21 protein-coding genes and 1 tRNA gene are annotated in these 24,368 nt (G+C 43.5%); 18 read left to right on the forward strand and 4 right to left on the reverse strand.

Annotated elements, in window-relative coordinates; genetic code table 11:
* Positions 1-31: 31 nt before the first annotated feature.
* Complete coding sequence (nadE, locus tag FMM05_RS19025) at positions 32-838, reverse strand: NAD(+) synthase (protein WP_143375013.1); 807 nt, start codon at positions 836-838, stop codon at positions 32-34.
* Positions 839-919: 81 nt separating this feature from the next.
* Between nadE and gldB the strand changes: the two genes are divergently transcribed.
* Both gldB and gldC read left to right on the forward strand, forming a co-directional pair.
* Complete coding sequence (gene gldB / locus FMM05_RS19030; protein ID WP_143375014.1) at positions 920-1,882, forward strand: gliding motility lipoprotein GldB; 963 nt, start codon at positions 920-922, stop codon at positions 1,880-1,882.
* Positions 1,882-2,226: a gliding motility protein GldC gene (gene gldC, locus FMM05_RS19035; protein WP_143375015.1), complete on the forward strand. Its 345-nt coding sequence runs from the start codon at positions 1,882-1,884 to the stop codon at positions 2,224-2,226. Before gldB ends, gldC begins: the two co-directional genes overlap by 1 nt.
* A 19-nt stretch (positions 2,227-2,245) precedes the next feature.
* Here the strand turns inward: gldC and FMM05_RS19040 are convergent, their stop codons facing one another.
* The 3 genes from FMM05_RS19040 to FMM05_RS19050 form a co-directional block, all read right to left on the reverse strand.
* Positions 2,246-3,088 (reverse strand): helix-turn-helix domain-containing protein, encoded by an 843-nt coding sequence (locus tag FMM05_RS19040; RefSeq protein WP_143375016.1) that lies wholly within the window; start codon positions 3,086-3,088, stop codon positions 2,246-2,248.
* A 421-nt stretch (positions 3,089-3,509) separates the two neighbouring features.
* Entirely contained in the window at positions 3,510-4,130 is a 621-nt protein-coding gene (gene yihA / locus FMM05_RS19045; RefSeq protein WP_143375017.1) for a ribosome biogenesis GTP-binding protein YihA/YsxC, read from the reverse strand.
* A 381-nt stretch (positions 4,131-4,511) separates the two neighbouring features.
* On the reverse strand, positions 4,512-5,273 hold the full coding sequence (locus tag FMM05_RS19050; RefSeq protein WP_143375018.1) for an alpha/beta fold hydrolase: 762 nt from the start codon (positions 5,271-5,273) through the stop codon (positions 4,512-4,514).
* 431 nt (positions 5,274-5,704) lie between these two features.
* Between FMM05_RS19050 and mraZ the strand changes: the two genes are divergently transcribed.
* The 16 genes from mraZ to FMM05_RS19130 all read left to right on the forward strand — a co-directional run bounded on the left by mraZ (position 5,705) and on the right by FMM05_RS19130 (position 24,352).
* Complete coding sequence (gene mraZ / locus FMM05_RS19055) at positions 5,705-6,175, forward strand: division/cell wall cluster transcriptional repressor MraZ (RefSeq protein ID WP_143375019.1); 471 nt, start codon at positions 5,705-5,707, stop codon at positions 6,173-6,175.
* Complete coding sequence (gene rsmH, locus FMM05_RS19060) at positions 6,162-7,058, forward strand: 16S rRNA (cytosine(1402)-N(4))-methyltransferase RsmH (RefSeq protein ID WP_143375020.1); 897 nt, start codon at positions 6,162-6,164, stop codon at positions 7,056-7,058. Before mraZ ends, rsmH begins: the two co-directional genes overlap by 14 nt.
* A gap of 5 nt (positions 7,059-7,063) precedes the next feature.
* On the forward strand, positions 7,064-7,411 hold the full coding sequence (locus tag FMM05_RS19065) for an FtsL-like putative cell division protein (protein ID WP_185965632.1): 348 nt from the start codon (positions 7,064-7,066) through the stop codon (positions 7,409-7,411).
* Complete coding sequence (locus FMM05_RS19070) at positions 7,402-9,399, forward strand: penicillin-binding protein (RefSeq protein ID WP_143375021.1); 1,998 nt, start codon at positions 7,402-7,404, stop codon at positions 9,397-9,399. The genes FMM05_RS19065 and FMM05_RS19070 overlap by 10 nt, the downstream gene beginning before the upstream one ends.
* A complete protein-coding gene (locus FMM05_RS19075; protein ID WP_143375022.1) occupies positions 9,399-10,859 on the forward strand; it encodes a UDP-N-acetylmuramoyl-L-alanyl-D-glutamate--2,6-diaminopimelate ligase in 1,461 nt (486 codons plus the stop codon). Before FMM05_RS19070 ends, FMM05_RS19075 begins: the two co-directional genes overlap by 1 nt.
* A gap of 6 nt (positions 10,860-10,865) precedes the next feature.
* Positions 10,866-12,092, forward strand: a complete 1,227-nt coding sequence (gene mraY / locus FMM05_RS19080; protein ID WP_143375023.1) for a phospho-N-acetylmuramoyl-pentapeptide-transferase — start codon at positions 10,866-10,868, stop codon at positions 12,090-12,092.
* Between the two features lies 1 nt (position 12,093).
* Complete coding sequence (murD, locus tag FMM05_RS19085; RefSeq protein ID WP_143375024.1) at positions 12,094-13,425, forward strand: UDP-N-acetylmuramoyl-L-alanine--D-glutamate ligase; 1,332 nt, start codon at positions 12,094-12,096, stop codon at positions 13,423-13,425.
* Between the two features lie 65 nt (positions 13,426-13,490).
* The gene (locus FMM05_RS19090; RefSeq protein WP_143375025.1) at positions 13,491-14,804 is read left to right on the forward strand and encodes an FtsW/RodA/SpoVE family cell cycle protein; all 1,314 of its coding nucleotides are present in this window, start codon (positions 13,491-13,493) and stop codon (positions 14,802-14,804) included.
* 207 nt (positions 14,805-15,011) lie between these two features.
* A complete protein-coding gene (murG, locus tag FMM05_RS19095) occupies positions 15,012-16,103 on the forward strand; it encodes an undecaprenyldiphospho-muramoylpentapeptide beta-N-acetylglucosaminyltransferase (RefSeq protein ID WP_143375026.1) in 1,092 nt (363 codons plus the stop codon).
* 97 nt (positions 16,104-16,200) lie between these two features.
* A complete protein-coding gene (gene murC / locus FMM05_RS19100) occupies positions 16,201-17,550 on the forward strand; it encodes a UDP-N-acetylmuramate--L-alanine ligase (protein WP_143375027.1) in 1,350 nt (449 codons plus the stop codon).
* Positions 17,537-18,259 carry a cell division protein FtsQ/DivIB gene (locus FMM05_RS19105; protein WP_143375028.1) on the forward strand — a complete coding sequence of 241 codons (723 nt, stop codon included), beginning with the start codon at positions 17,537-17,539 and terminating at the stop codon, positions 18,257-18,259. The genes murC and FMM05_RS19105 overlap by 14 nt, the downstream gene beginning before the upstream one ends.
* A 4-nt stretch (positions 18,260-18,263) precedes the next feature.
* Positions 18,264-19,676 (forward strand): cell division protein FtsA, encoded by a 1,413-nt coding sequence (gene ftsA / locus FMM05_RS19110; RefSeq protein WP_143375029.1) that lies wholly within the window; start codon positions 18,264-18,266, stop codon positions 19,674-19,676.
* Positions 19,677-19,689: 13 nt separating this feature from the next.
* Entirely contained in the window at positions 19,690-21,645 is a 1,956-nt protein-coding gene (ftsZ, locus tag FMM05_RS19115) for a cell division protein FtsZ (RefSeq protein WP_143375030.1), read from the forward strand.
* 89 nt (positions 21,646-21,734) lie between these two features.
* Positions 21,735-22,184, forward strand: coding sequence for a GatB/YqeY domain-containing protein (locus FMM05_RS19120; protein ID WP_143375031.1), 450 nt, complete (start codon positions 21,735-21,737; stop codon positions 22,182-22,184).
* Positions 22,185-22,274: 90 nt separating this feature from the next.
* A tRNA-Arg gene (locus FMM05_RS19125) sits at positions 22,275-22,348 on the forward strand.
* 174 nt (positions 22,349-22,522) lie between these two features.
* On the forward strand, positions 22,523-24,352 hold the full coding sequence (locus tag FMM05_RS19130) for a cytochrome-c peroxidase (RefSeq protein ID WP_143375032.1): 1,830 nt from the start codon (positions 22,523-22,525) through the stop codon (positions 24,350-24,352).
* The last annotated feature ends 16 nt before the right edge of the window (positions 24,353-24,368 follow it).

Consider the following 24,368-nt stretch of genomic DNA (forward strand, 5'->3'; position numbering starts at 1 on the left):
AGTTTCTTAAAGTATTGTGAATGAAAGAATTTTATTTCAAATTTAAGGGAATTTGGCAAACCGGTATGGGTTGCATCTTATGCTGGTTTATGGTATTTAATCGTTTATAAATCTCAAATACTTCTTTTTCGCGACCGCTAAAATCGTTGTGGGAGCGTCCTTTTTCTACCTCGGCCATAGCCCATTCCAGCTCTTCATAACTGGCACCCAGTTGGTCTTCGTCGCTTCGGTCATCGCCAAAAAGCCCATCGGTAGGTTTGGCAATCAATATCTCATCATGTACTGTAAGATATTTCGCCAGTAGTCGTACTTCGGTTTTGGTAAGATCGGCAATAGGGCTAATATCCACACCGCCATCGCCATATTTAGTATAAAATCCCACGCCAAAATCTTCAACTTTATTGCCTGTACCAGCCACAAGCGAGCTGTGTATGCCCGCAATGTAATAAAGTGTAGTCATACGCAGACGGGCACGTGTATTTGCCAGGCTGAGGTCTCTCAGGTGCGGATTTTCAGTTTCGGGCACCTGTTGTTTAAAAGTTTCAAAAACGGGGGTAAGGTCGGCCTCCACACTACTTACATTATCAAATTTAGCCTTAAGGTTCTTAATGTGCTGGCGGGCGCGACTCACGTGGCTTTCGGCCTGGTGTATGGGCATTTCCACACAAATAGTAGGCAAGCCTGTTTGCGCACAGAGGGTTGAGGTTAGTGCCGAATCTATACCGCCCGATATTCCCACAACAAAACCTTTAACTTTTGCGTTCTCGGCATAGGCCCTAAGCCAGTTTACAATATGGTCATTAATAGCTTCTGCCTGAAAATTGGTGTAGGTATGCATGGTTGTATAACTTTTAGAGATTGTATATTTGCCATAAATTTAGAAAATCGGCAATTAAAAAATTAGTAATAAACGCATAAAATGAAAAAAATTATCCTGCTACTTGCCCTTACCGTTGCAGCGGTATCGTGCAAAAAGGAAAATGAGTTAGAAGAAAAAGTTGCCACCGTACCTGTGCCAAAGGTTGAGGTTGTGCGGTTTGATAAAAAGTTCTTTGGCGGCAAGCTGCAGGACCTGCCTGCTTTAAAACAGGAATTTCCGTACCTGTTCCCGGCCGGTAATGAAGATGCCGTATGGCTTAACAACATGAAAGACCCGTTTTTACGCAGGCTGTATGATGAGGTACTAAAAAAATACCCTACTGTAAGCACGCTCGAAGGCGAGTTGTCAACGCTTTTTCAGCATATTAAATATTACTTCCCACAAGAAACCACACCCAAGGTAGTAGCCTTAGTGTCAGACGATCTTGAGGTAAAAAGCATCTATGCCAACAACCTTGTGCTCATACCGCTTAGCCTGTATTTAGGTAAGGATAATAAAGTATATGAAGGCCTGCCCAAATACCAGATACAGGAATATGAGCAAAGCCAGATATTGCCGGATGTTGTTACTTCTTTTGGTAGCAGCGTTATAGCGCCACCACAGGACAGGAACCTGTTATCGCTAATGATAGTGCATGGTAAAGATTTATACTTAAAAGACAGGCTGATACCCGATGTGGCTGATGAGGTTAAAATAGGCTATACAAAAGAGCAGCTGGATTGGGTTATTGCCAATGAAGGTGAGATGTGGCGTTATTTTGTAGAAAATAAATTGTTTTACGATAATGATGCCCGATTGCCGGGAAGGTTTATAAATCCTGCACCTTTCAGCAAATTTTACCTTGGTTTTGATGCCGATTCACCGGGTAGGACGGGCCAATGGCTGGGCTGGCAAATTGTTAGGGCTTATATGGAAAACAATAAAAACGTAACTTTGCAGGAACTTTTGGCGGCCGATGCCAAAACCATATTTGATAATTCTAAATACAAACCCAAGAAGTAATGCCTGATAAAATAATAAAGTCGGAAATTAAAATTGTAGTTGAGCTGGATGAAAACCGTGTGCCTGAGAAACTTAGCTGGACAGCCCAGGATGGCGGTGTAGTAAACCAGGAAAGCAAAGCAATGATGCTTAGCGTGTGGGACAGCAAGCCACAGGAAAGCATGCGTATAGACCTGTGGACCAAGGATATGCCTGTAGATGAGATGAAAGTGTTCTTTCATCAAACATTGATGTCTATGTCAGACACCTTTGAGCGTGCTACCGGCGACAAAAAGATGAGCGAAAGCATGAAAGATTTTTGCGATTATTTTGCCGAAAAGCTTGAGATCAAAAAAGGAAAATAATCAGTACATACAGATTTAATTAAGCGGCTTTAGCCGCTTTTTTGTTTTTTAGGTAAGCTGATGGTGTTATGCCAACTGCCTTTTTAAAGTGCTGATTAAAAGATGCTTTGGTTTTAAAACCACACTCAAAAGCTACGGCCAGCAGGCTTATGGCGCGTGGTGCAGGGGCATCCAGTAGCTTTATTACTTCCTGCACTCTGTATTCGTTTATGTACTGGTAAAAGCTTTTTTGGGCAAAAACGTTCAGCGTTTTAGAGATATGGTGCCTATTGATACCTGCCGCAGCCGAAAGCCTTTCAAGTGTAAGGTCTTCATCCTTATACAGTTTCTTTGTAGTTAGGGTAGTTTCTAAAAGGCTTAAGATCTCGATATGCCTAGTGTTGTCCAGTTGCAGTTTGCGCGTAGCAATTTCTTTCTCGGCAGTAAATAGTGCTTCGTAGCTGCTTTTTGCCGATACGATGCCTACACATTTATAGCGTACAATAAGTACTGGTATAGCGCCTAATAATAGATTTAATGCGTTGTTAACGTATGAGTTATAAGTATTGTTGTCTGCAAGTAATAAAGCTATTTCGGCAAGGCCGATGAAGCTCACTATGATTTTTAGTGAGCGGATAAGTTTCTGCTCGTTTGGCGTACTTGCCATTGATGGCGATAAAAACGCAAAGATAATGTGCGACAGCACTATAGGTAAAAATACAATAGTGTTATACAGTTTTAAAATAGTTTCACTATGAGCAGTATAACTATAAATAGCAATGGTGGTGCAGGTATAAAGCGTTGCTACAACAATAAGCGGAATAAACAGGTACCACGGGCGGGCGGGTAACAACTTGAGGCCGTTCTTTTTACGCGCATACATATAAAGTAACGGGCCATAAGTTAGTTGTGTATATGTGTCTGTATTATAGTTGGTTACAATATTACTAAATGTGGTAAGAAAATATATTTAGGAAGTTAAATGTACACCTATGCAACACAGTAATGTGATTAGCAGGTAATCGGTCTTGTTTTTTTGTTTGCTGAAGAATAGGAGTGTTAATGAGCTGATTATCAGCAATATTTCGGCGGTAAGTAAGTATTTCATGGGGCATTATGGTATTAATGCATCAAAAATACTTTGAGGTTGGTTAACCTAAGGTTTAGAATGTGTTACTAAATTGATACGCATAGCTCGCTCTAAATCCGATTTATTTTTTGTAACTATTTGATAATTAAAATTTTAATTAAACAAAAAGGCGAAGCATCCGCTTCGCCTTTTGTGTATATTGTGGAGGTATATTTTATACAAACCCCTGATTTTTAAAGATTCCCTGGTTTACTTCATCAATATATTCAAGGAGGTTGTCGCGGCCGGTACCCTCTGTAGATGACGTTACAAAATGCTGCGGCATCTCTTCCCAGTTGTTGGCTAACAGCTGTTTACGGTAAGCAGCGATGTGCTGGTCTACCTTGCCACGGCTAATTTTATCGGCTTTAGTGAACACGATACAGAACGGAACTTCGGCCTCGCCAAGGTAGTTTATAAACTCCAGGTCTATCTTTTGTGCTTCTAAACGTATGTCTATCAGTACAAAAGCGCAAACAAGCTGCTCGCGGCGCTCAAAATAATCGGTAATGAATTTCTGGAAGGTCTCCTTGGTAGACTTAGATACACGGGCATAACCATAGCCGGGTAAATCTACAAGGTACCAGTTTTCGTTGATCTTAAAGTGGTTAATTAGCTGAGTCTTACCGGGTTTACCTGATGTTTTAGCCAGGCTCTTACGGTTTGTTATCATGTTTATAAGCGATGACTTGCCCACGTTACTTCTGCCAATAAAAGCATACTCCGGCAGTGGCTCATTAGGGCAATTAGCTACATCTGAGTTACTTATAACAAATTCGGCAGTGTTGATTTTCATAGGGTTGTATTTTGCTAACGCTTATTAAGGTGCAAAGATAGGCATTTTAAATTTGGACGTAAAGGGTACTTCAATTCCCGCTACATTGCCCTTTTTTGCCCAATTTTAACAGTGATATTTCACTTTTGGATTTTGAGATGCCTTAAAATCACGTTTTTTTGCACCCCATTTTTGCGCTTTTTAGGCTAATATTTCACTTTTGGACTTTGAGTTGAGCTTAAAGAAAATCAAAAGAATCCAAACCGTAAAATTTCATCGGCGAAAGCCAAAAAAAGAAACCATTACTTCCACAATTTACCACCGTTTAAAACAGGTGTATTTTTGTGGAGCTAATGGTTTTATGTATGGGGTGTGAAACCTAATTGAAATTGCAAGTCAGGACTAAAGGTTAACCTTTTTAAGCCACTCGTGCATCAGTCGGTTAAATTCGTCAGGATGTTCCATCATGGCAGCGTGGCCACACTTGTCTATCCAGTACAGGCTGGAGTTGGGTAGCAGCCTGTCAAACTCCTCGGCAACATCAGGTGGGGTAACGGTATCGTTCTTTCCCCAAATAATGCCGGTGGGTACGTGCATTTTAGGTAAGTCCTTCGCCATGTTGTGCCTTATGGCGCTTTTTGCAATGGTTAGGGTCTTTATAAGCTTAATACGGTCGTTTGCCATGGCATAAACCTCTTCAATAATCTCATCGGTGGCAACCGCAGGATCGTAAAATACCTCCTGGGCCTTTTTTTTAATGTAGTCCTTATCGCCTCGGCGCGGGTAGCTGTCGCCCATAGCGCTTTCATACAGGCCGCTGCTGCCGGTAATAACCAGCCCCAGCATTTTTTCGGGGTACATTTTGGTGTGGTATAACCCTATATGGCCGCCAAGGGAGTTGCCTAACAGTATAACCCTTTCAAAACCTTTATAGGTAATAAAGTCCTTTACCCAGCGGGCAAAAGCCTTAACATTCGTTTTTAATATACTTTGGGTGTAAATGGGCAGCTCCGGAATCACTATTTTGTACCCATGCTCAGAAAAATATTTTGCAACACCATCAAAATTGCTCAAACCGCCCATAAGGCCGTGTAAAATAATTATTGGTGTTCCTTCGCCGGCCTCGTAATACTTGTATTTGCCCTCTATTTGTGTGCTTTGCATCTTGATTGGTAAACGTTCAAATCAGCACAAATATATAATAATATCAATAATAATAAGGATATCCCCACATAATTTGGCTTAAATTTTACTTTTATATGCCTGCATAACATTAGCATAATACGGCAGCCCGCTGTGGTGCTGTCTCCCACCACATTTTACCACCGCGAGTGTCAAAATTTCGTTAAAGTATCCATCAGTAAAATATTCGTCCTTTTGCATTTTTGATGTTAACTTCTCTTAAACTTTTATAAAACCCTTACTAAATCATAGCCAACGCAAAAAATCTTTCAAAGTGCTATGCCGCAGTATATTCACAAATGCGGTTTTAAAGCATCAAAAAATAACAAAACTTATGAACAAAGTGGGAGGTGGTGGTAAAAAATGGTAAAATATATATATATTTGCTATAAAATCATCTTAAACCTAACTGCTTGAATACCATCATAGGCACATACGAATGTAAGGCAGATTCTAAGGGAAGGCTCATGTTGCCTGCTCCTTTGAAGAAGCAATTGCATGAAGGCCTGGAAGAAGGATTTGTACTAAAGCGTTCGGTTTTTCAGCCATGTTTAGAGCTGTACCCAATGGCAGAGTGGAACAAGATGATGCAAAAGATAAACAAGCTAAACCGCTTTGTAAAAAAGAACAACGATTTTATAAGGAGGTTTACGGCCGGTGTTAAGGTGGTAGAGATGGATAGCGCCGGAAGGCTGCTGATACCAAAAGACCTGGTGGTGTTTGCGGATATTAAAAATGACATAGTGCTTTCTTCGGCTGTAAATATCGTGGAGATTTGGGATAAAGACAAGTACGAAACGTCTATTGATGAGTCGGCGGATGATTTTGCAGACCTGGCAGAAGAAGTAATGGGTAATTTAAACGACGAAGATGGAATATCATAACCCGGTATTGTTAAAGGAAACGGTAGACGGGCTTAATATAAAGCCCGATGGTGTGTATGTAGATGTAACCTTTGGCGGCGGGGGGCATAGCAGGGAGATAATGAGCAGGCTGGGCCCTAACGGAAAGCTGTTTGCTTTTGACCAGGATGAGGATGCCCAGGCTAATGTAATAGACGATCCGAGATTTACGCTAATACCAGAGAACTTCAGGTTTATCAAAAGATACCTGAGGTTTTATAATATAAAGGAGGTAGATGGCATACTGGCCGACCTTGGGGTATCATCCCACCAGTTTGATGTGGCAGAGCGCGGGTTTAGTACCCGTTTTGATGCAATGCTGGATATGAGGATGAGCAAAAAGAACGACCTGGATGCTTTTAAGGTGGTTAATGATTATGAGGAGGCTGATTTAAGCCGCATGTTCTTTGATTATGGCGATTTGCGAAACTCTAAAGCATTAGCTTCAAGAATTGCAGAGTCGCGCAAAGAAAAGCCCATTACCAATACGGGAGAACTTAAGCAGGTGCTGGCGCGTTTTTTACCGGCACACAAAAGCAACAAGATACTGGCACAGATATACCAGGCCATCCGTATAGAGGTTAACCACGAAATGGATGTGCTTAAAGAATTCTTAGAGCAGTCTTTAGAGTTGCTTAAACCGGGCGGGAGGCTAAGTGTTATAGCCTACCATTCGCTGGAAGACAGGCTGGTTAAGCGCTACGTGCGTAACGGTATGTTTGAGGGGGAGCCGGAGCGCGATATGTTTGGCAATTTTGAGGTTCCGTTTAAGATCATCGAAAAGCTTATTGTTCCAACAGAGGAAGAAATAAAAATAAACAACAGGGCCCGCAGCGCAAGGCTAAGAGTGGCAGAAAAGAAATAAAGGCAATGAAGGATAGTGTATACGGATTATTAAAGGCAAAGTATCTTGTAGACCAGGGGTCTATGAGAAACTGGCGCTTTATAGTATTCCTTATACTGGTAGCCATACTAATGATTGCCAACTCGCACAATTACGAGCAAAAAATTTACAGGATAAGCGCCCTGGAGAGCGAAGTTAAAGAGCTTAGGGCAGAGTTTGTAGACCGCCGCAGCGAACTGATGGAACTAAAGATGGAAAGTACGGTATCGGCCAAGATGGAAGAGAGGGAAATTTTCCCATCGGCAGTACCGCCAAAGAAAATAGAGGTAGTAAAAGCAAAGGATAAAAATTTCTGGCAAAAGCTATGGGAGTAGTAGAGGACAAAAAAATATCGTTCAGGATATACATTGTAGCCTTCGCAATTTTTGTGATGGCTTGCCTTATTGCCATAAAGCTTACCAATATACAATGGGTAGAGGGCGATTATTACCGCCAGCTTGCTAAAGACCGTACGGTTAAAAATTTTGATATCCCGGCTAACAGGGGTAATGTATACAGTGCCGATGGCAGCCTTTTAGCAACATCCATTCCTAATTACACCATACGTTTTGATGCTATGGCACCTAAAAGGGAAGATTTTGATGAGAACCTGCAGGACCTGTCCGACTCGCTTGCGGTTATGCTGGGCCAGCAGCCTGCCACTAAATATTACCACGACCTGCGCAAGGCGCGTACCAACAAAAACAGGTACATGTTGGTGGCTAAAGATTTATCGTATACCGAGCTGCTGCGTATAAAAAGCTTCCCGCTGTTTAACAAAGGGGCTTTTAAAGGCGGTATTATTACCGAGCAAAAAATAATAAGGGAACACCCTATTGGTAAAATTGCCAAACGTACTATTGGTTATGATGAAGAGCGCGATGTGGGTATAGAGGGTGCTTTTGCCCATTACCTTAAAGGCAAGAACGGCCGCCGCATGATGCAGAAAATAGCCAAAAACCAGTGGAAACCCATTAGCGATCTTAATGAGGTAGAGCCGGTTGATGGTTATGATGTTGTATCTACCATAGACGTTTACATTCAGGATATTGCCCACCATGCGCTGCTAAAGCAACTGGAGTATTATGAGGCCGATCATGGCTGTGTGGTGGTTATGGAAACCAAAACAGGTTATGTAAAGGCTATATCAAACTTAGGCCGTGCAACCGATGGCTCGTACTACGAAACCATTAACTATGCGGTAGGCGAATCATCTGAACCGGGATCGAGCTTTAAACTTGCCGGGCTAATATCATTATTGGAAGATAAAAAAGTAGACACCAGCCAGGTGTACGATAGTCACGGTGGTGATATTACGTATTCCGGCCGCCACGTACGCGATTCGCACAAGGGTGGTTACGGCAAGATATCATTGGCACGGGGCTTTGAGGTATCGTCTAACACGGTATTGGTTCAGGCAGTTTATGATAATTACAAAGACAACCCGCAGGAGTTTGTAGACCATCTAAACAAATTCGGCTTAAATAAAAAACTGGGCGTTGCCATAAAAGGCGAGGGCAGGCCGCACATACCGCAGCCACAGGATAAAAACTGGAGCAGGCTTTCTTTACCGTGGATGGGCTTTGGTTACGGCGTAAGCCTTACACCGCTGCAAACCCTTACGTTTTACAACGCCGTGGCTAACAATGGCGAAATGGTAAGGCCGCTGTTTGTAAAAGAAATTAAAGAGTGGGATAAAACGGTTAAGAAATTCAATAAAGAAGTTATTAACCCAAAAATATGCAGCCAGGAAACCATAGATAAGGTTAAGGCAGTAATGGCAAACGTGGTTAAAAAGGGTACGGGTAAAAAACTGTATTCGCCTAATTTTTCTATGGCGGGTAAAACCGGTACGGCGCAGGTTAACTATGGCAAAGGCGGCAAGACCAATGGCGAGATGTACTATTCATCAACTTTTGTTGGGTACTTCCCTGCAGAGGAGCCGCAGTACAGCTGTATCGTAATTGTGAACAAGCCGCACGTGGCTAAAGGGTATTACGGGGCCGATGTTTCGGGGCCGGTATTCCGCAGAATAGCGCAAAAAATATTTACCGATGTGCCTAACAGCGATAAGGTAAGGGCTATAGATAAAGACATTAAAAAGCAGGACCAGCTGTATGCTGTATATACCGATAAGCTTAACAAAGGCAAAGCCGATATTATACCTAATACCATTGGTATGAGCGGTATGGATGCCGTTGCCCTTTTAGGTAACATGGGCTTTAAAGTGCAGGTAGTGGGTATGGGCAAGGTAAAAAAGCAATCGCTTGCACCGGGCCAGTCCTTTAGTAAGAACCAAAGTATAATACTCGAACTGTCGTGATGCTCTTAAGAGACATATTATATAAAACAGCGATCCAGGCCGTAAAAGGGCCTACGGATGTGGCTGTTGCAAAAATTGAGTTCGACTCGCGCCTGGTAACAAAAGGCGATGTATTTGTAGCCATTAAAGGCACACTAAGCGACGGCCATAAGTTTATTGGCAAGGCTATAGAACTTGGCGCTGCCGCCATTGTTTGCGAGGCACTGCCCGAAGAAATTACAGAAGGCGTTAGCTATGTAGAGGTAAAAAGTGCAAGTTCGGCACTGGCGTATATGTCGGCCAACTATTACGGTAACCCGTCGGCCAGTTTAAAGCTGGTGGGCATAACGGGTACCAACGGTAAAACAACTATTGCAACATTGTTGTACCAGTTGTTTAAAAATGCAGGCTTTAAGGCAGGGTTGCTAAGCACGGTAAAGGTAATGGTAGATAATGAGGAGTTTAAGGCCACGCATACCACACCCGATTCGCTTACCATAAACAAATACCTGCGCGAAATGGTAGATGCAGGCTGTGATTACTGCTTTATGGAAGTAAGCTCCCACGGCATACACCAGCACAGGACAGAGGGTTTAGTGTTTGAAGGCGGTGTGTTTACCAACCTTTCGCACGACCATTTAGATTACCACAGCAGTTTTGCTGAATACAGGGATGTAAAGAAATCGTTCTTTGACAACTTGCCAAAACAGGCTTTTGCCATAGTGAACGTAGATGATAAGAACGGACTGGTAATGCTGCAAAATACTGCGGCTAAAAAAATTACCTACGCCCTTAAAACCTACGCCGATTACAGGGCGCAAATACTGGAAAACCAATTAAGCGGCCTGTTGCTAAAAATAAACGGCGAAGAGGTGTGGGTTAAGCTTATAGGCACTTTTAATGCCTACAACCTGCTGGCAATATACGCAGTGGCAATAAACCTTGGGTTGGAAGAGCTGGAGGTACTGCGCCTGCTAAGCCTGTTGGAAAGCGTGAGCGGTAGGTTCCAGTTTATTGTATCGGATAGTAACATTACCGCTATTGTAGATTACGCCCATACGCCCGATGCTTTAGAGAATGTACTAAGCACGATTGAAACCATACGCACCCGTAACGAGCAGCTTATAACAGTAGTGGGCTGTGGCGGCGACAGGGATAAGGCCAAACGCCCCATCATGGCTAAGATAGCTTCCGGAATGAGCGACAGGGCCATTTTTACGTCGGATAACCCGCGCAGTGAGTTGCCTGAAGATATTATTGAAGATATGGAGAAAGGCGTAGAGCCTCAAAACTATAAAAAAACCGTGGCAATGGTTGACAGGAAACAGGCCATAAAGCTTGCCTGCCAGCTGGCTAAGCCAAACGATATTATACTCATAGCCGGTAAAGGCCATGAAACCTACCAGGAGATAAAAGGAGTGAAGTATGATTTTGACGATATGCAAACAGTGAAGGAAATTTTAGCACAACTAAACAAATAAGGGTATATGCTGTATTATTTATTTGATTTTTTAGATAAACAATGGGATGTTCCGGGAACCGGGGTGTTTCAGTATATAACCTTCCGTTCGGGGCTTGCGGTTATATTGTCGTTGCTTATATCTACAGTGTTTGGTAAAAAGGTCATTAACTTTTTGCGCAAGCAGCAAATAGGGGAAACCGTTCGCGAACTGGGCCTTGAGGGGCAGTCTCAAAAAGCAGGTACGCCTACAATGGGTGGGCTTATTATTATCATGGCAACGCTTATACCGGTTATCCTGTTGGCCAAGCTTGATAATATTTACATCATGCTGCTTATTGTTACCACCTTATGGATGGGCACTATAGGCTTTTTAGATGATTATATTAAGATATTTAAAAAAGATAAAGAAGGCCTAAAAGGCAAGTTTAAAGTAGTGGGCCAGGTGGTGTTGGGCGTGTTTGTAGGTTATGTGCTTTACTTTCACCCGTCGGTTACGGTGCGTACAGATACCTCAAGGGTTAACATCTATGCGCAAACCGAAAGTACCATTACACCCATGCCTGTAGAAGAAAAATCTACGGCCACAACAATACCGTTCTTTAAAAATAATGAGTTTGATTACGCCGAGATACTGTCATTTTTAGGCGATAACTATAAAGATTACGCGTGGCTGATATTTATCCCGATCGTGATATTCATCATCACGGCAGTATCTAACGGGGCCAACCTTACCGATGGTATCGATGGGCTCGCGGCAGGTACATCGGCTATAGCCGTATTAACGCTGGGTATTTTTGCCTTTGTATCGGGTAACATTATATTCTCTAATTACCTGAATATTATGTACATCCCCAACTCCGGCGAAATGACGGTGTATATAGCGGCCTTTGCGGGTGCACTGGTGGGGTTCCTGTGGTACAATACCTATCCGGCATCGGTCTTTATGGGCGATACGGGCAGCCTTACCATAGGGGGTATCATAGCGGTTTTGGCAATAGCGGTTCGTAAGGAGCTGCTTGTACCCATACTGTGTGGGGTGTTTTTGGCAGAGAATTTCTCGGTAATACTTCAGGTAAGTTACTTTAAGTACACCAAGAAAAAGTTTGGCGAAGGCAGAAGGATCTTCCTTATGTCGCCGCTGCACCACCACTACCAGAAAAAAGGGTACCACGAAAGTAAGATCGTTGCCCGCTTCTGGATCGTGGCTATTATATTGGCAATATTCTCTTTAGTATCATTAAAATTACGATAGTATGAGGTTAGTGGTATTAGGTGGGGGAGAAAGCGGTGTAGGTACTGCTATTCTTGGTAAGAAGAAAGGATATGACGTGTTTATATCTGATGCCGGCAAGATCAAAAATAATTACAAAGAAGTTCTTGCCCTTAACAGGCTGGCCTGGGAAGAAGCCCAGCATACGGAAGACCTGATACTAAATGCCGATGTGGTAATGAAAAGCCCGGGCATACCGGATAAATCAGACATCGTTAAAAAGATAAAGAAAAAGGGCATCCCGATAATATCTGAAATTGAATTTGCCAATCAGTTCAACGAGATAGAAACAATAGGGATAACCGGCAGTAACGGCAAGACCACCACTACCATGCTAACGCACCACGTGCTAAAACAGGGCGGTATTAATGCAGGGATTGCAGGTAACATAGGCAAAAGCTTTGCATGGCAGGTTGCCGAGAATAAGGTGGAAGGGTATGTGTTAGAGCTGAGCAGTTTTCAGTTGGATGGCATTGTAAAATATGCACCGCACATAGCCGTGATAACCAATATTAGTCCGGATCATTTAGACCGTTACGACTATAAGTATGAAAATTACATAGCGGCCAAGTTCAGGATCACGATGAACCAGACCGAAGACGATTATTTAATATATGATGCCGATGACGAGGCCATAGGCAACTGGCTTAAAGAGCATAAAACAAAAGCGAAGCTGATACCCTTTTCGCTATCGGGTAAAACCAAAAAAGGGGTATATGTAAAAGACGATACCATTGTAAGCAATATAAAAAAAGTAAAATTTACCATGCCAATAAACGAACTGTCATTAGAAGGAAAGCACAATGTTAAGAATGCTATGGCCGCGATTAGTGTTGCCCAGCTTAAGAACATTAGGAAGAAGACGATTATGGAGAGTCTTTCCAACTTTCAGGGCGTAGAACACCGCCTTGAAAAGGTACTTAAAATACAAAATGTAGAGTACATAAACGACAGTAAAGCTACCAATACCAACTCTACTTACTATGCTTTAGACAGCATGACGGCCCCAACGGTTTGGATAGTGGGTGGTGTAGATAAGGGTAACGATTACAACGAGCTTATGCCGTTGGTTCGCGAAAAAGTAAAAGCCATTGTATGCCTTGGGGTAGACAACGCTAAAATAATAAGCGCGTTTAATAACGTGGTTGATATTATTACAGAGACTACCAGCATGGCTGAAGCGGTTAAGATGGCACAAAAGCTATCTGAAAAAGGTGATACCGTATTGCTTTCGCCGGCGTGTGCAAGTTTCGATTTGTTTGAAAGCTACGAAGACCGCGGCAAGCAATTTAAAGCCGCCGTTCAGAATTTATAATAGCTGGCTTGGCGGTAGAGACGCATTGTATGCGTCTCACATAATGAGAATAAAAGAGAAAAAAAATGAAAGAATTAATCAATAACCTAAAAGGAGATAAAGGAATCTGGTCGTTTGTAATGCTACTGGCCCTTATCTCGTTCATGCCGGTTTTTAGCGCAAGTACCAACCTTGTGTATGTAATAGGCAAGGGCTCTACTATTGGGTATTTGGTTAAGCACCTCGTTCATATATTTATTGGTTTTGGGTTAATATACCTGGTGCACAAAGTGCCGTACCATTATTACAGGGGGTTATCGCAGCTGGCATTGCCGGTAGTGGCGGTATTGCTTGTGTATACGTTCTTTCAGGGTACGGTTATAGATGGTGCCAACGCCAGCCGATGGATACAGGTGCCGTTTGTGGGTGTAACCTTCCAGACATCGTCATTGGCCATGATCGTGCTTATGATATATGTTGCACGCTACCTTGCCAAGATGCAGGATAAGGAGATAACCTTTAAAGCATCAGTTTTTGAATTATGGATTCCCGTATTCATTATACTGGCGCTTATATTACCGGCCAACTTTAGTACCGCGGCGCTTATATTTTCTATGGTGTGCATGCTGGTATTTGTGGGCAGGTATCCGCTACGGTATTTGGGAATGGTAATAGGCATTGGTGTTACTATGTTAGTATTGTTCGTAGCGTTCGCTAAAACATTTCCAGATGCTATGCCCAACAGGGTAGACACCTGGATGAGCCGTATTGACCGATTCATGTCAGACGAGCCTAACGAAGACGATTACCAGATAGAGAAAGCCAAGATAGCCATAGCAACCGGTATGGTGTATGGTGTAGGGCCGGGTAAGAGCGTTCAAAAGAACTTTTTACCGCAATCGTCATCCGACTTTATTTTTGCCATCATTGTAGAAGAATATGGCATTGTTGGTGGGCTTGCTGTAATGGGGCTTTACCTTATACTGTTCTTCAGGTTCCTGGTATGCGCCCACAAAGCAAAGTCAATTTTTGGCAAGCTGCTTATTGTTGGCCTCGGGTTTCCCATCATCTTCCAGGCGCTTATTAACATGGGCGTAGCGGTAGAGCTGCTTCCGGTAACGGGGCAAACGCTTCCGCTGATAAGTAGTGGTGGTAGCTCGATATGGATGACGTGTATCTCGATAGGCATCATTATAAGCGTAACTAAGAAAGAAGAAGAAATAGCGCAGGAACTGGCCGAGAAAGAAGATCGCGAAGCCGCCCTGCAACAATTGATAGACGAGCATATTTTAAGGGAAAAGCAACGCGAAGAAGCCGAAGCCCTGGGGCTGGAGCCAACCGCAGCCTACTCTATAGAAGACCGCTCGGCCAACCCAATGAGTGCGGTGTTTGGGAAGTAGATTTCAGATTTTAGAATTGAGATTTAAGATAATAGATAATAGAGAATAGACGAACCCCAGTTTAGAGCATGAGTGCTCCCCTCTCTTTTGGAGAGGGGCTGGGGGTGAGGTCAAAATAGAATAAATAGTAAACGTTACCCCACAGCTCAGGGCATGAGTGCTCCCCTCTCCTTCGGAGAGGGGCTGGGGGTGAGGACAAAATAAGAAATGGCTCAAAAAAAATTCATATTAAGCGGTGGTGGTACAGGCGGGCATATTTACCCGGCTATAGCCATTGCTAATGAGTTAAAGGAGCGTTTTCCGGATAGCGAGATACTTTTTGTGGGTGCCAGCGATAAGATGGAGATGCAAAAGGTTCCGCAGGCAGGTTACAAAATAAAAGGCCTTTGGATAGCAGGCATACAGCGCAGGCTTACGCTTGATAATGCTTTGTTTCCGTTAAAGCTAATGAGCAGCCTGGTTAAGTCGCGTAAAATTGTAAAAGACTTTAAGCCTGATGTGGTTATAGGTACCGGTGGTTTTGCAAGCGGGCCGCTTTTAAGGGCAGCGTCGGGATTGGGAGTGCCAACGGTAATACAGGAGCAAAATTCGTTTCCGGGCATTACCAACAAATGGCTCTCTAAAAAGGCCGATAAAATATGTGTGGCATACGATAACCTTGAGAGGTTTTTCCCCGCACAAAAAATAGTATTTACAGGCAACCCGGTGCGCCAGGACCTTATACATACAGAGGATAACAATAAAGAGGCAGCAGCCTATTTTAAACTGGATCCGGATAAAAAAACATTGCTGGTACTGGGCGGCAGCTTAGGCTCAAGGCGCATTAACCAGCTTATTGCAAAAGAGCTTTCGTGGCTGCAGGCGCAGGGTGTGCAGGTAATATGGCAGTGCGGTAAATTTTATTACGAAGAGTACAAGCACTACGGCGATAAAGAGGGCGTACAGGTGCTTTCGTTCATAGACAGGATGGATTTGGTATACGCCGCGGCTGATGTGGTTATATCCCGCTCAGGGGCATCATCAGTGTCGGAATTGTGCATCGTGGGCAAACCGGTATTGTTTATACCATCGCCTAACGTTGCCGAAGACCACCAGGCTAAGAACGCACAGGCCATTGTAGATAAAGGTGGTGCACTAATGCTAAAAGAGGTACAGCTGGATACGCAGTTTCAGCCTGTATTCGCCGATTTGCTTAGCAATGCCGAAAAGCAAAACAGGCTGGCAGAAAACATTAAAAAAATGGCAAAAGTAAACGCCACTAAAGATATTGTTGAAGAGATTGTAAAGTTGCTGAAATAGTCACAAAGTTGCAAAGCAGCAAAGTTGCAGACTAGCTGAGTTTCAAAGTGACAAAGTTGCAAAGTACATTCTCAATTGTAAAGAAGTAAAAAAAGAAATGGAACTAAACCAAATACATAATGTCTATTTTATAGGAATTGGCGGCATAGGGATGAGTGCCCTGGCCCGCTATTTTAAATTTATAGGCAAAAATGTAGCGGGTTATGATAAAACGCCTACCCACCTTACTGATGAGCTCAAGGCCGAAGGTATGAGCATTCATTTTGATGATGCGGTAGAACTTATAGGTTTGGAGTTCCTTAATAAAGAAAATACACTGGTAGTGGTTACCCCGGCCGTGCCGCAAAGCCACCAGCAATGGAGGTATTTTACACAAACCGGCTTTGAGGTAAAAAAACGTGCCGAAGTACTGGGCATCATTACTAAAGATACGTTTTGCTTTGCTGTTGCGGGCACGCACGGTAAAACAACAACATCAAGCATACTGGGGCATATTTTGTATCAGAGCGGGGTAGATGTTACAGCCTTTTTGGGCGGTATTGTAGAGGGTTACAACTCTAACGTAATTGGCAGCGGCAAAACGGTTACCGTGGCCGAGGCCGATGAGTTTGACAGGTCGTTTTTACACCTGCACCCCAATATTGCCTGTATAACATCTATGGATGCTGACCACCTGGATATCTATGGCGATACGGCTTCGATAGAGGCGTCGTTCAGGGAGTTTGCCGGTAAGGTAGAAGATAAGGAACATTTGTTCGTAACAGAAGGGCTCCCGCTGAAGGGAATAACCGTGGGGGTTAACAGCGGGCAGTTCTCTGCAGAGAACATCAGGATAGAAAACGGCTGGTATGTTTTTGATGCCGCCACACCGGGCGAAACAATTACAGGTTTGCGTTTTGGGCTGCCGGGAAGGCATAACCTTACTAACGCCATGCTGGCACTTGCGATGGCTAAAACCTATGGCGTTGCATCGGGCGATATTGCTAAGGCACTGGAGTCGTTCCAGGGGGTTAGGCGCAGGTTTTCGTACCAGGTTAAAAAAGAAGGTTTGGTGTATATAGATGATTATGCACACCACCCTACAGAGATCGATGCAGTATACCAGGCGGTTACAGAACTGTATCCGGGCCAAAAGGTACTGGCTATATTTCAGCCGCATTTGTACAGCCGCACCCGCGATTTTGCCGATGGCTTTGCCAGGAGCCTGTCGCAATTTGAAAATGTTGCACTGCTGGATATTTACCCGGCGCGCGAGCTGCCTATTGAGGGTATTACCGGCAAATGGCTGTTTGATAAGATAGAAAACCCTAACAAAAAGTTTATAACAAAAGCTGATGTTACGGGGTTGTTAAAAGTTACCGATGCCACCGTTATTGTAACAATTGGCGCCGGCGATATTGGCGAAATGGTACCTCAAATTAAAGTCGTTTTAGATGAAAAAAATTAACTGGAACAACATAAGATTAGCGCTTATTTTATGCGTGGTGGTTTTCCTTTATTCGTTCTCATCAAAACGCAATGCAGAGAGGATGATTAAAACCACCGATGTGGAATTTGCTGATAGTGAGAATTATATTACGAAAGATATAGTTAATAAGTTGTTGATACAAAATTTTGACGCTACCACGGGTATTCAAAAAGTTAAATTAGATTTGAATAAGGTGGAAAAAAGTATCGATAAAAACCCTATGGTCGAAAGAGCAGAGGTTTATGCTACAATAGACGGAAAATTAAAGGCCGTTGTAGTACAGCGAAAACCCATTGCAAGAATTTTTGAGGGTTCGCAATCGTATTACCTGGATCAGCGCGGAGGCAAAATGCCGCTGTCTGATCACGAAACGGCAAGGGTGCCCATAGTAACGGGCGACATTGCTAAAGTAGATGCTAAGAAGTTGCAACAATTGCTGGGTTACATTTATGATGATGCCTTTTTGCGCAAAAACATCATAGGCATATCGGTAACATCATACGGGGCAATAGCAATGCAAAGCAGGGGGTATGATTATGAGATCATGTTTGGCGGCCCGATAAATATCGACAGGAAGTTTAAAAATTATAAAGCATTCCTCCAGGATGCTGTAAGAGATACATTGATTACAAATTACAAAACAATTAACCTGAAGTTTACGCAACAGGTAGTGTGCACCAAAAAATAGAGTTATGGAAAAAGACAGCATTGCAGTTGGTTTAGATATCGGGACAACAAAGATCGTTGTCATGATAGGCAAAAAAAATGAGTACGGGAAACTGGAGATCCTTGGCGTTGGTAAATCTAAAAGCCTTGGTGTGGCAAGGGGTGTTGTAAACAACATTACCCAAACCATACAATCTATCCAGGATGCTATACAAGAGGCAGAGTCTAATTCAGGCTATAAGATAAACGATGTTGTTGTGGGCATTGCCGGGCAGCACATACGCAGTATTCAGCACAGCGATTACATCAGCAGGAACAATCCGGAAGAGGTAATTGGCGATGCCGATATTGATATGCTTATCAACCAGGTGCACAAACTGGCCATGTTGCCGGGCGAGGAGATCATCCACGTCCTGCCGCAGGAATTTAAAATTGATGGTCAAAACGAAATCAAAGAGCCAATAGGCATGTACGGCGGCAGACTGGAGAGCAGCTTTCATGTAGTAGTGGGGCAGGCATCATCCATCCGTAATGTGGGCCGTTGCATTAAAAGTTCGGGCTTAGACCTTTCTGGCCTAACGCTGGAGCCTTTGGCATCTGCCGATGCGGTACTAAGCCAGGAAGAAAAAGAGGCCGGTGTAGCGCTTATCGATATAGGTGGCGGTACTACAGACCTTGCCATATTTAAAGACGGCATCATCCGCCATACGGCAGTAATACCTTTTGGTGGTAACGTTATTACCGAGGATATTAAAGAAGGATGCTCTATTATAGAAAAACAGGCAGAACTGCTTAAAGTAAAATTCGGTTCGGCATGGCCGGGCGAAAACAAGGATAACGAAATTGTTTCTATTCCTGGTTTACGAGGCAGGGAGCCAAAAGAAATATCGCTTAAAAACCTTTCTAAAATTATACACGCCCGCGTGGTAGAGATTATAGAGCAGGTTTTTGCCGAGATTAAAGCGTATGGCCATGAAGACCCGCGCAAAAAACTTATTGCAGGTATAGTGCTTACAGGTGGTGGTGCACAGCTACAGCACATTAAACAGCTTGTAGAGTACATTACCGGTATGGATACCCGTATAGGCTATCCTAACGAGCATCTGGCAGGCAACAGCAATGAGGAGATATCAAGCCCGCTTTATGCTACGGCAGTAGGCTTGGTTATGAACAGCCTTCGCAACAATACCCACAGTGCTACACCGCTTGTAGAGTTGCAAAAACCTGCGGCACCGCAGCCTATAGTCAGGCAGCAGCCGGTGGTTAACGTGGTTGCCCCAACGCCGGAGCCCGTTTATGAAGAAGAAGAAATGGAGACCGTTGCCGTAAAACAGCCTGTTAAGGCGGCAACACAGGAATCGACCGAGAAGAAAGTTAAAAGGTCGTTTTTTGATAAGTATATAGATAAGATTAAAGATTTTTTAGATAACGCAGAATAAAAACCCGGGGATTATGATGAACTCAGAATTTGGAAGCATTTCGTTTGATTTACCCAAAAACCAGTCAAACGTTATCAAGGTAATAGGTGTAGGCGGTGGCGGAAGCAACGCTATAAACCACATGTTTAAACAGGGAATTAAAGGCGTAGACTTTGTAGTTTGTAATACAGATGCACAGGCTTTGCAAAACAGCCCGGTACCCAACAAGATACAGTTAGGCTTAAACCTTACTGAAGGCCTTGGCGCAGGTGCAAACCCGGAGGTAGGGCAGCAAAGTGCATTAGAGAGCATAGAAGAAATAGAAAAAATGCTGGATACCAATACCAAGATGTTATTTATAACAGCAGGTATGGGTGGCGGTACCGGTACCGGTGCAGCCCCGGTATTGGCGCAGCTTGCCAGGGAAAGGGATATCCTTACCGTAGGTATCGTTACCATACCTTTTCAGTTTGAAGGTAAGGTAAGGAGCGATCAGGCATTGGCCGGTGTAGAGCGTTTAAGAAAACAGGTAGACTCGCTTATTGTTATCAATAACAACAAGCTTAGGGAGGTATATGGTAACCTTGGCTTTAAAGCCGGTTTCTCTAAAGCCGATGAAGTGTTGGCAACAGCCTCTCGCGGTATTGCAGAGGTTATTACACACCACTATACCCAGAATATCGACTTAAAAGATGCTAAAACGGTACTTTCTAACAGCGGTACAGCCATAATGGGGTCGGCAACGGCTTCCGGCGATAACCGTGCAAAAGATGCCATTATCAATGCATTAGACTCTCCGTTATTAAACGATAACAAAATAACAGGCGCTAAAAACGTACTGTTACTAATTGTGTCGGGTACTACAGAGATCACTATAGACGAAATAGGAGAGATCAATGATCATATCCAGTCGGAGGCAGGTTACAACGCAAACATCATTATGGGTGTGGGCGAAGACGAAAGCCTGGGCGACGCTGTTGCGGTTACTATTATTGCCACAGGCTTTAATGTAGAGCAGCAAAACGAGATTGTGAACACTGAGCCTAAAAAGATCGTACACGCACTGGAGGAAGACCAGAAAATGATGCGCGACCTTACACAAAGGCCTCTTGTTCCTTCATTTGATTTTTCGCTTCCGCAGGAACGCAAACAGGAGGTTACCCCTGAAGCACCGGCTGTTGAAGAAAAAATAGTATTTACGCTTGAGGAGGAAGTAACCGAAAAAAAGCCAATAGCTGAAGCGGATGCCCTGCCCACTTCAGAGTATATAAACAGCCTTGATGTGTTTTTCGAGATTGTTTCGCCTGCTAAGCCGGTGGTGCCCGTGCACGTGCCTGTTATTAAGGATGTAAGGGAAATAGAAGTTAAGGAGCCTGAGTTTGTTATTGTAGACAAGCAGGAGGAGCAGTTTACTTTTTCGTTTGATTTATCTGTAGATAATGTTAAGAGCGAGGAGAAATTAATGTTTAACCTTACCGATGAAACCCGTAATATAAGAGTGCAGGAGCCTGTGCAGGTTGTGCCTGTAACAGAACTTAACGAAACCGGTGTTATACGTTACTCGCTTGAGGAATACCTTGAAAAAGAGAACGAACTGCTGGACTCTAAACCTGTAGCCCCGGTTAAAGAAGAGCCTGCCGAGTTAAGGTTTACCCTTAAACAATCGGTAGAGCCTATACAGCCGGTACAGCCGGCGCCTAAACCTGCCCCTGTAGAAAATGTATCGCCAATGGATATGACTATTGAAGATACGCTTCGCCTAAGGGCCGAAGAGCGCAGGAGGAAAATGAAAGATTTTAACCACAAGTTCCACAACAACGCATCTAAAGTAGATGAGTACGAAAGGGAACCTGCGTATAAAAGGATGGGGATAGACCTTCATGATTCCCGCATAGACAACAGTAAATCCCGCTTGTCTTTAGGAACCGATAGTAACGACGACCTACAGTTGCGTTCTAACAATTCGTTCCTGCATGACAATGTAGATTAACTAACCCAACAAATGTGAACCTTAACCCGAAAATGCTATGTATTTTCGGGTTATTTTTTTATCTTCGCTGGCACATTTAAAACTACACTATGAGTTTGCAAAATGATATTATGGAGGCCATAAAAACGGCCATGAGAGCAAAAGATACAGTTTCTTTAGAGTCGTTAAGGGCTGTAAAATCGGCTATATTGTTGGCGCAGACCGAGACAGGCGCTAAAGAAGAAATATCTGAAGAAGAAGAAGTAAAGCTGTTGCAGCGTTTGGTAAAACAGCGTAAAGACAGTGCTAAGATATATATTGAGCAGGGCCGCCAGGACCTTGCCGACCCGGAACTGGAGCAGGCCGCGGTTATTGAGAAATTCCTTCCGGCACAGCTAACCGAAGAAGAGGTAGAAGCAGTGGTTAAAAAGATAATAGCCGATAACGGCTTTAGCGGCATGGCCGATATGGGCAAAGTTATGGGTATAGCCAGCAAAGAACTTGCCGGCAGCGCCGATGGCAAAACCATATCTACGGTAGTTAAGAAATCGCTAACATAGTAAAGTTTCGGGTTTCAGGTTTAAAGTTTCAGGTTGCAGTGCAGAACGGTAAAAAGAACTTTAAACCTGAAACCTGAAACAAAATATTTTGGCTGCGTAGTTCAACTGGATAGAATATCAGATTTCGGCTCTGAGGGTTGGGGGTTCGAACCCCTCCGCAGTCACATAAGCGTAACTTTAGGGTTGCGCTTTTTTGTTTTATGTCGGCTTCTTATTGGATTTTAGTTTAAGGCTCTAACCAAAATCATTGTAAAGGCATATCACTTCACTATTTCTTAACCGCTAATTAATACGCATTTTTTATAAGAGGTTTAAGTTTGCGCAAAACGCGAACTAACATGTCTTTTCAATACTTAAAGGCTGCTTCACTGGCATTGGTGCTTGGTGTGGCTGCTACAATTTCCTATTCCTTTAAAGATAACGGGCAGTACACCACTACAGGAGTCATCAGTAATTATAGCCATGACCTGAATAAAGCCGTTGCCAGCCTTGATGCCACGGCCGATGCCCTTCAGCGCGGTAAGGTTACCATAGATTCCCTTCAAAGATCGATCATTGCAACAAGGCTCAGCTACAAGAAAATTGAGTTTTACCTTGCCTTTCATTACCCGGATTATGTAAAAGGCAAGCTTAATGGTGCCCCGCTTATGCAAATTGAAAAAGAAGGCACCCAGCCCAAAGTGGTAGTGCCCGAAGGCATGCAGGTTTTAGATGAACTTATATTCTCTGATGAGGCTGAAGCTGAGAAAGTACAAATTGCAGGGCTTGCAAAAAAACTGCACAATGCCTACCGCCTTATGTTCGCCGAATTTGATAACAACAAACAAGCGGGCCAATACGGCATTACGGCCATGAGGCTGCAATTGGTGCGCATCTTTACAATGGGCATTACGGGGTTTGATACGCCGGGTTCGGTTAATGGGTTGCAGGAAACCAAGGCATCATTAGAAGGCATGCAACATTATTTTGAAGAATATTACAAAGGTGCCAGCCCAAGAGCAGTTACTCTTTTTGCCGGGGCTACAAGCCATCTTGATAAATCTACCTCTTTTGATGATTTTGACAGGATTGGCTTCTTTAAAACCTACTTAGACCCACTATATAAGGAGTTGGGTACGTTAGAAAGTAATACTGCTTCAGAATACCTGCAGCAAAGCACCGCATGGAATTTGGGCAGCACCTCAATCTTTGGGCAGGACTTTTTAAATCCGTACTACTTTTCAGAACTTAAAGAAGGGGAGGATAGCGCCGAACTCCGTGCTTTGGGCAAAACCCTGTTCTTCGACCCGCAAATCAGTAACGATGGCAAGGTAAGCTGTGCCAGTTGCCACGATCCATCAAAAGCCTATAGCGATGGTGTGCCTAAATCAATTAGCAATATGCAGGGCAAGACTGTGTTGCGCAACGCGCCCACGCTCCTAAACGCCGTATATGCCGACCGTTATTTTTACGATCTGCGCGCCTTTACCCTGGAGCAACAGGCTGAACATGTTATCTTTAATAAAGATGAATTTAATACAGCCTACGCCGCCATCCTTAAAAAGCTGAAGGACAGTCCACAATACTCGGTAAAGTTTAAGTCGGTTTTTGGTAAGAACGGACTCAACAGGGAAAATTTCTCTAAGGCACTGGCATCGTATGTGCTGTCGCTCAGATCGTTTAACAGCGAGTTTGATAAATACATGCGTGGCGAAATTGCCACCATAGCCCCCGAGGTTAAACGTGGCTTTAACCTGTTTGCAGGTAAGGCGGCTTGTGCTACCTGCCACTATTCGCCTACGTTTGCGGGGCTTGTACCTCCTTTATATAATGAGAACGAGAGCGAGATACTAGGCATTCTTACCGACCCTAATGCCAAACGTCCGCAGCTTGATGCTGATAACGGCAGGGTTGATAACGAAGTGTTTACAGAGTATGCCTGGATATATGAAAAGTCGTTTAAAACTACAACAGTAAGAAACTCAGCCCTTACAGCACCTTACTTTCATAATGGGGCATTCAGGACTTTAGAAGAAGTAGTGGAGTTTTACAACAAAGGTGGTGGCGATGGTTACGGGCTTACCGTTAAAAACCAAACGCTTCCGTTTGATTCGCTTAACCTTACCGAGCAGGAAATGAAAGACATTGTAGCCTTCATGAAATCGTTAACCGATGCGCCTTCGTATTAGTGGCAGGGATTGCCGA

This window comes from Flavobacterium zepuense (genome assembly GCF_007097145.1).
GTDB lineage: Bacteria > Bacteroidota > Bacteroidia > Flavobacteriales > Flavobacteriaceae > Flavobacterium > Flavobacterium zepuense.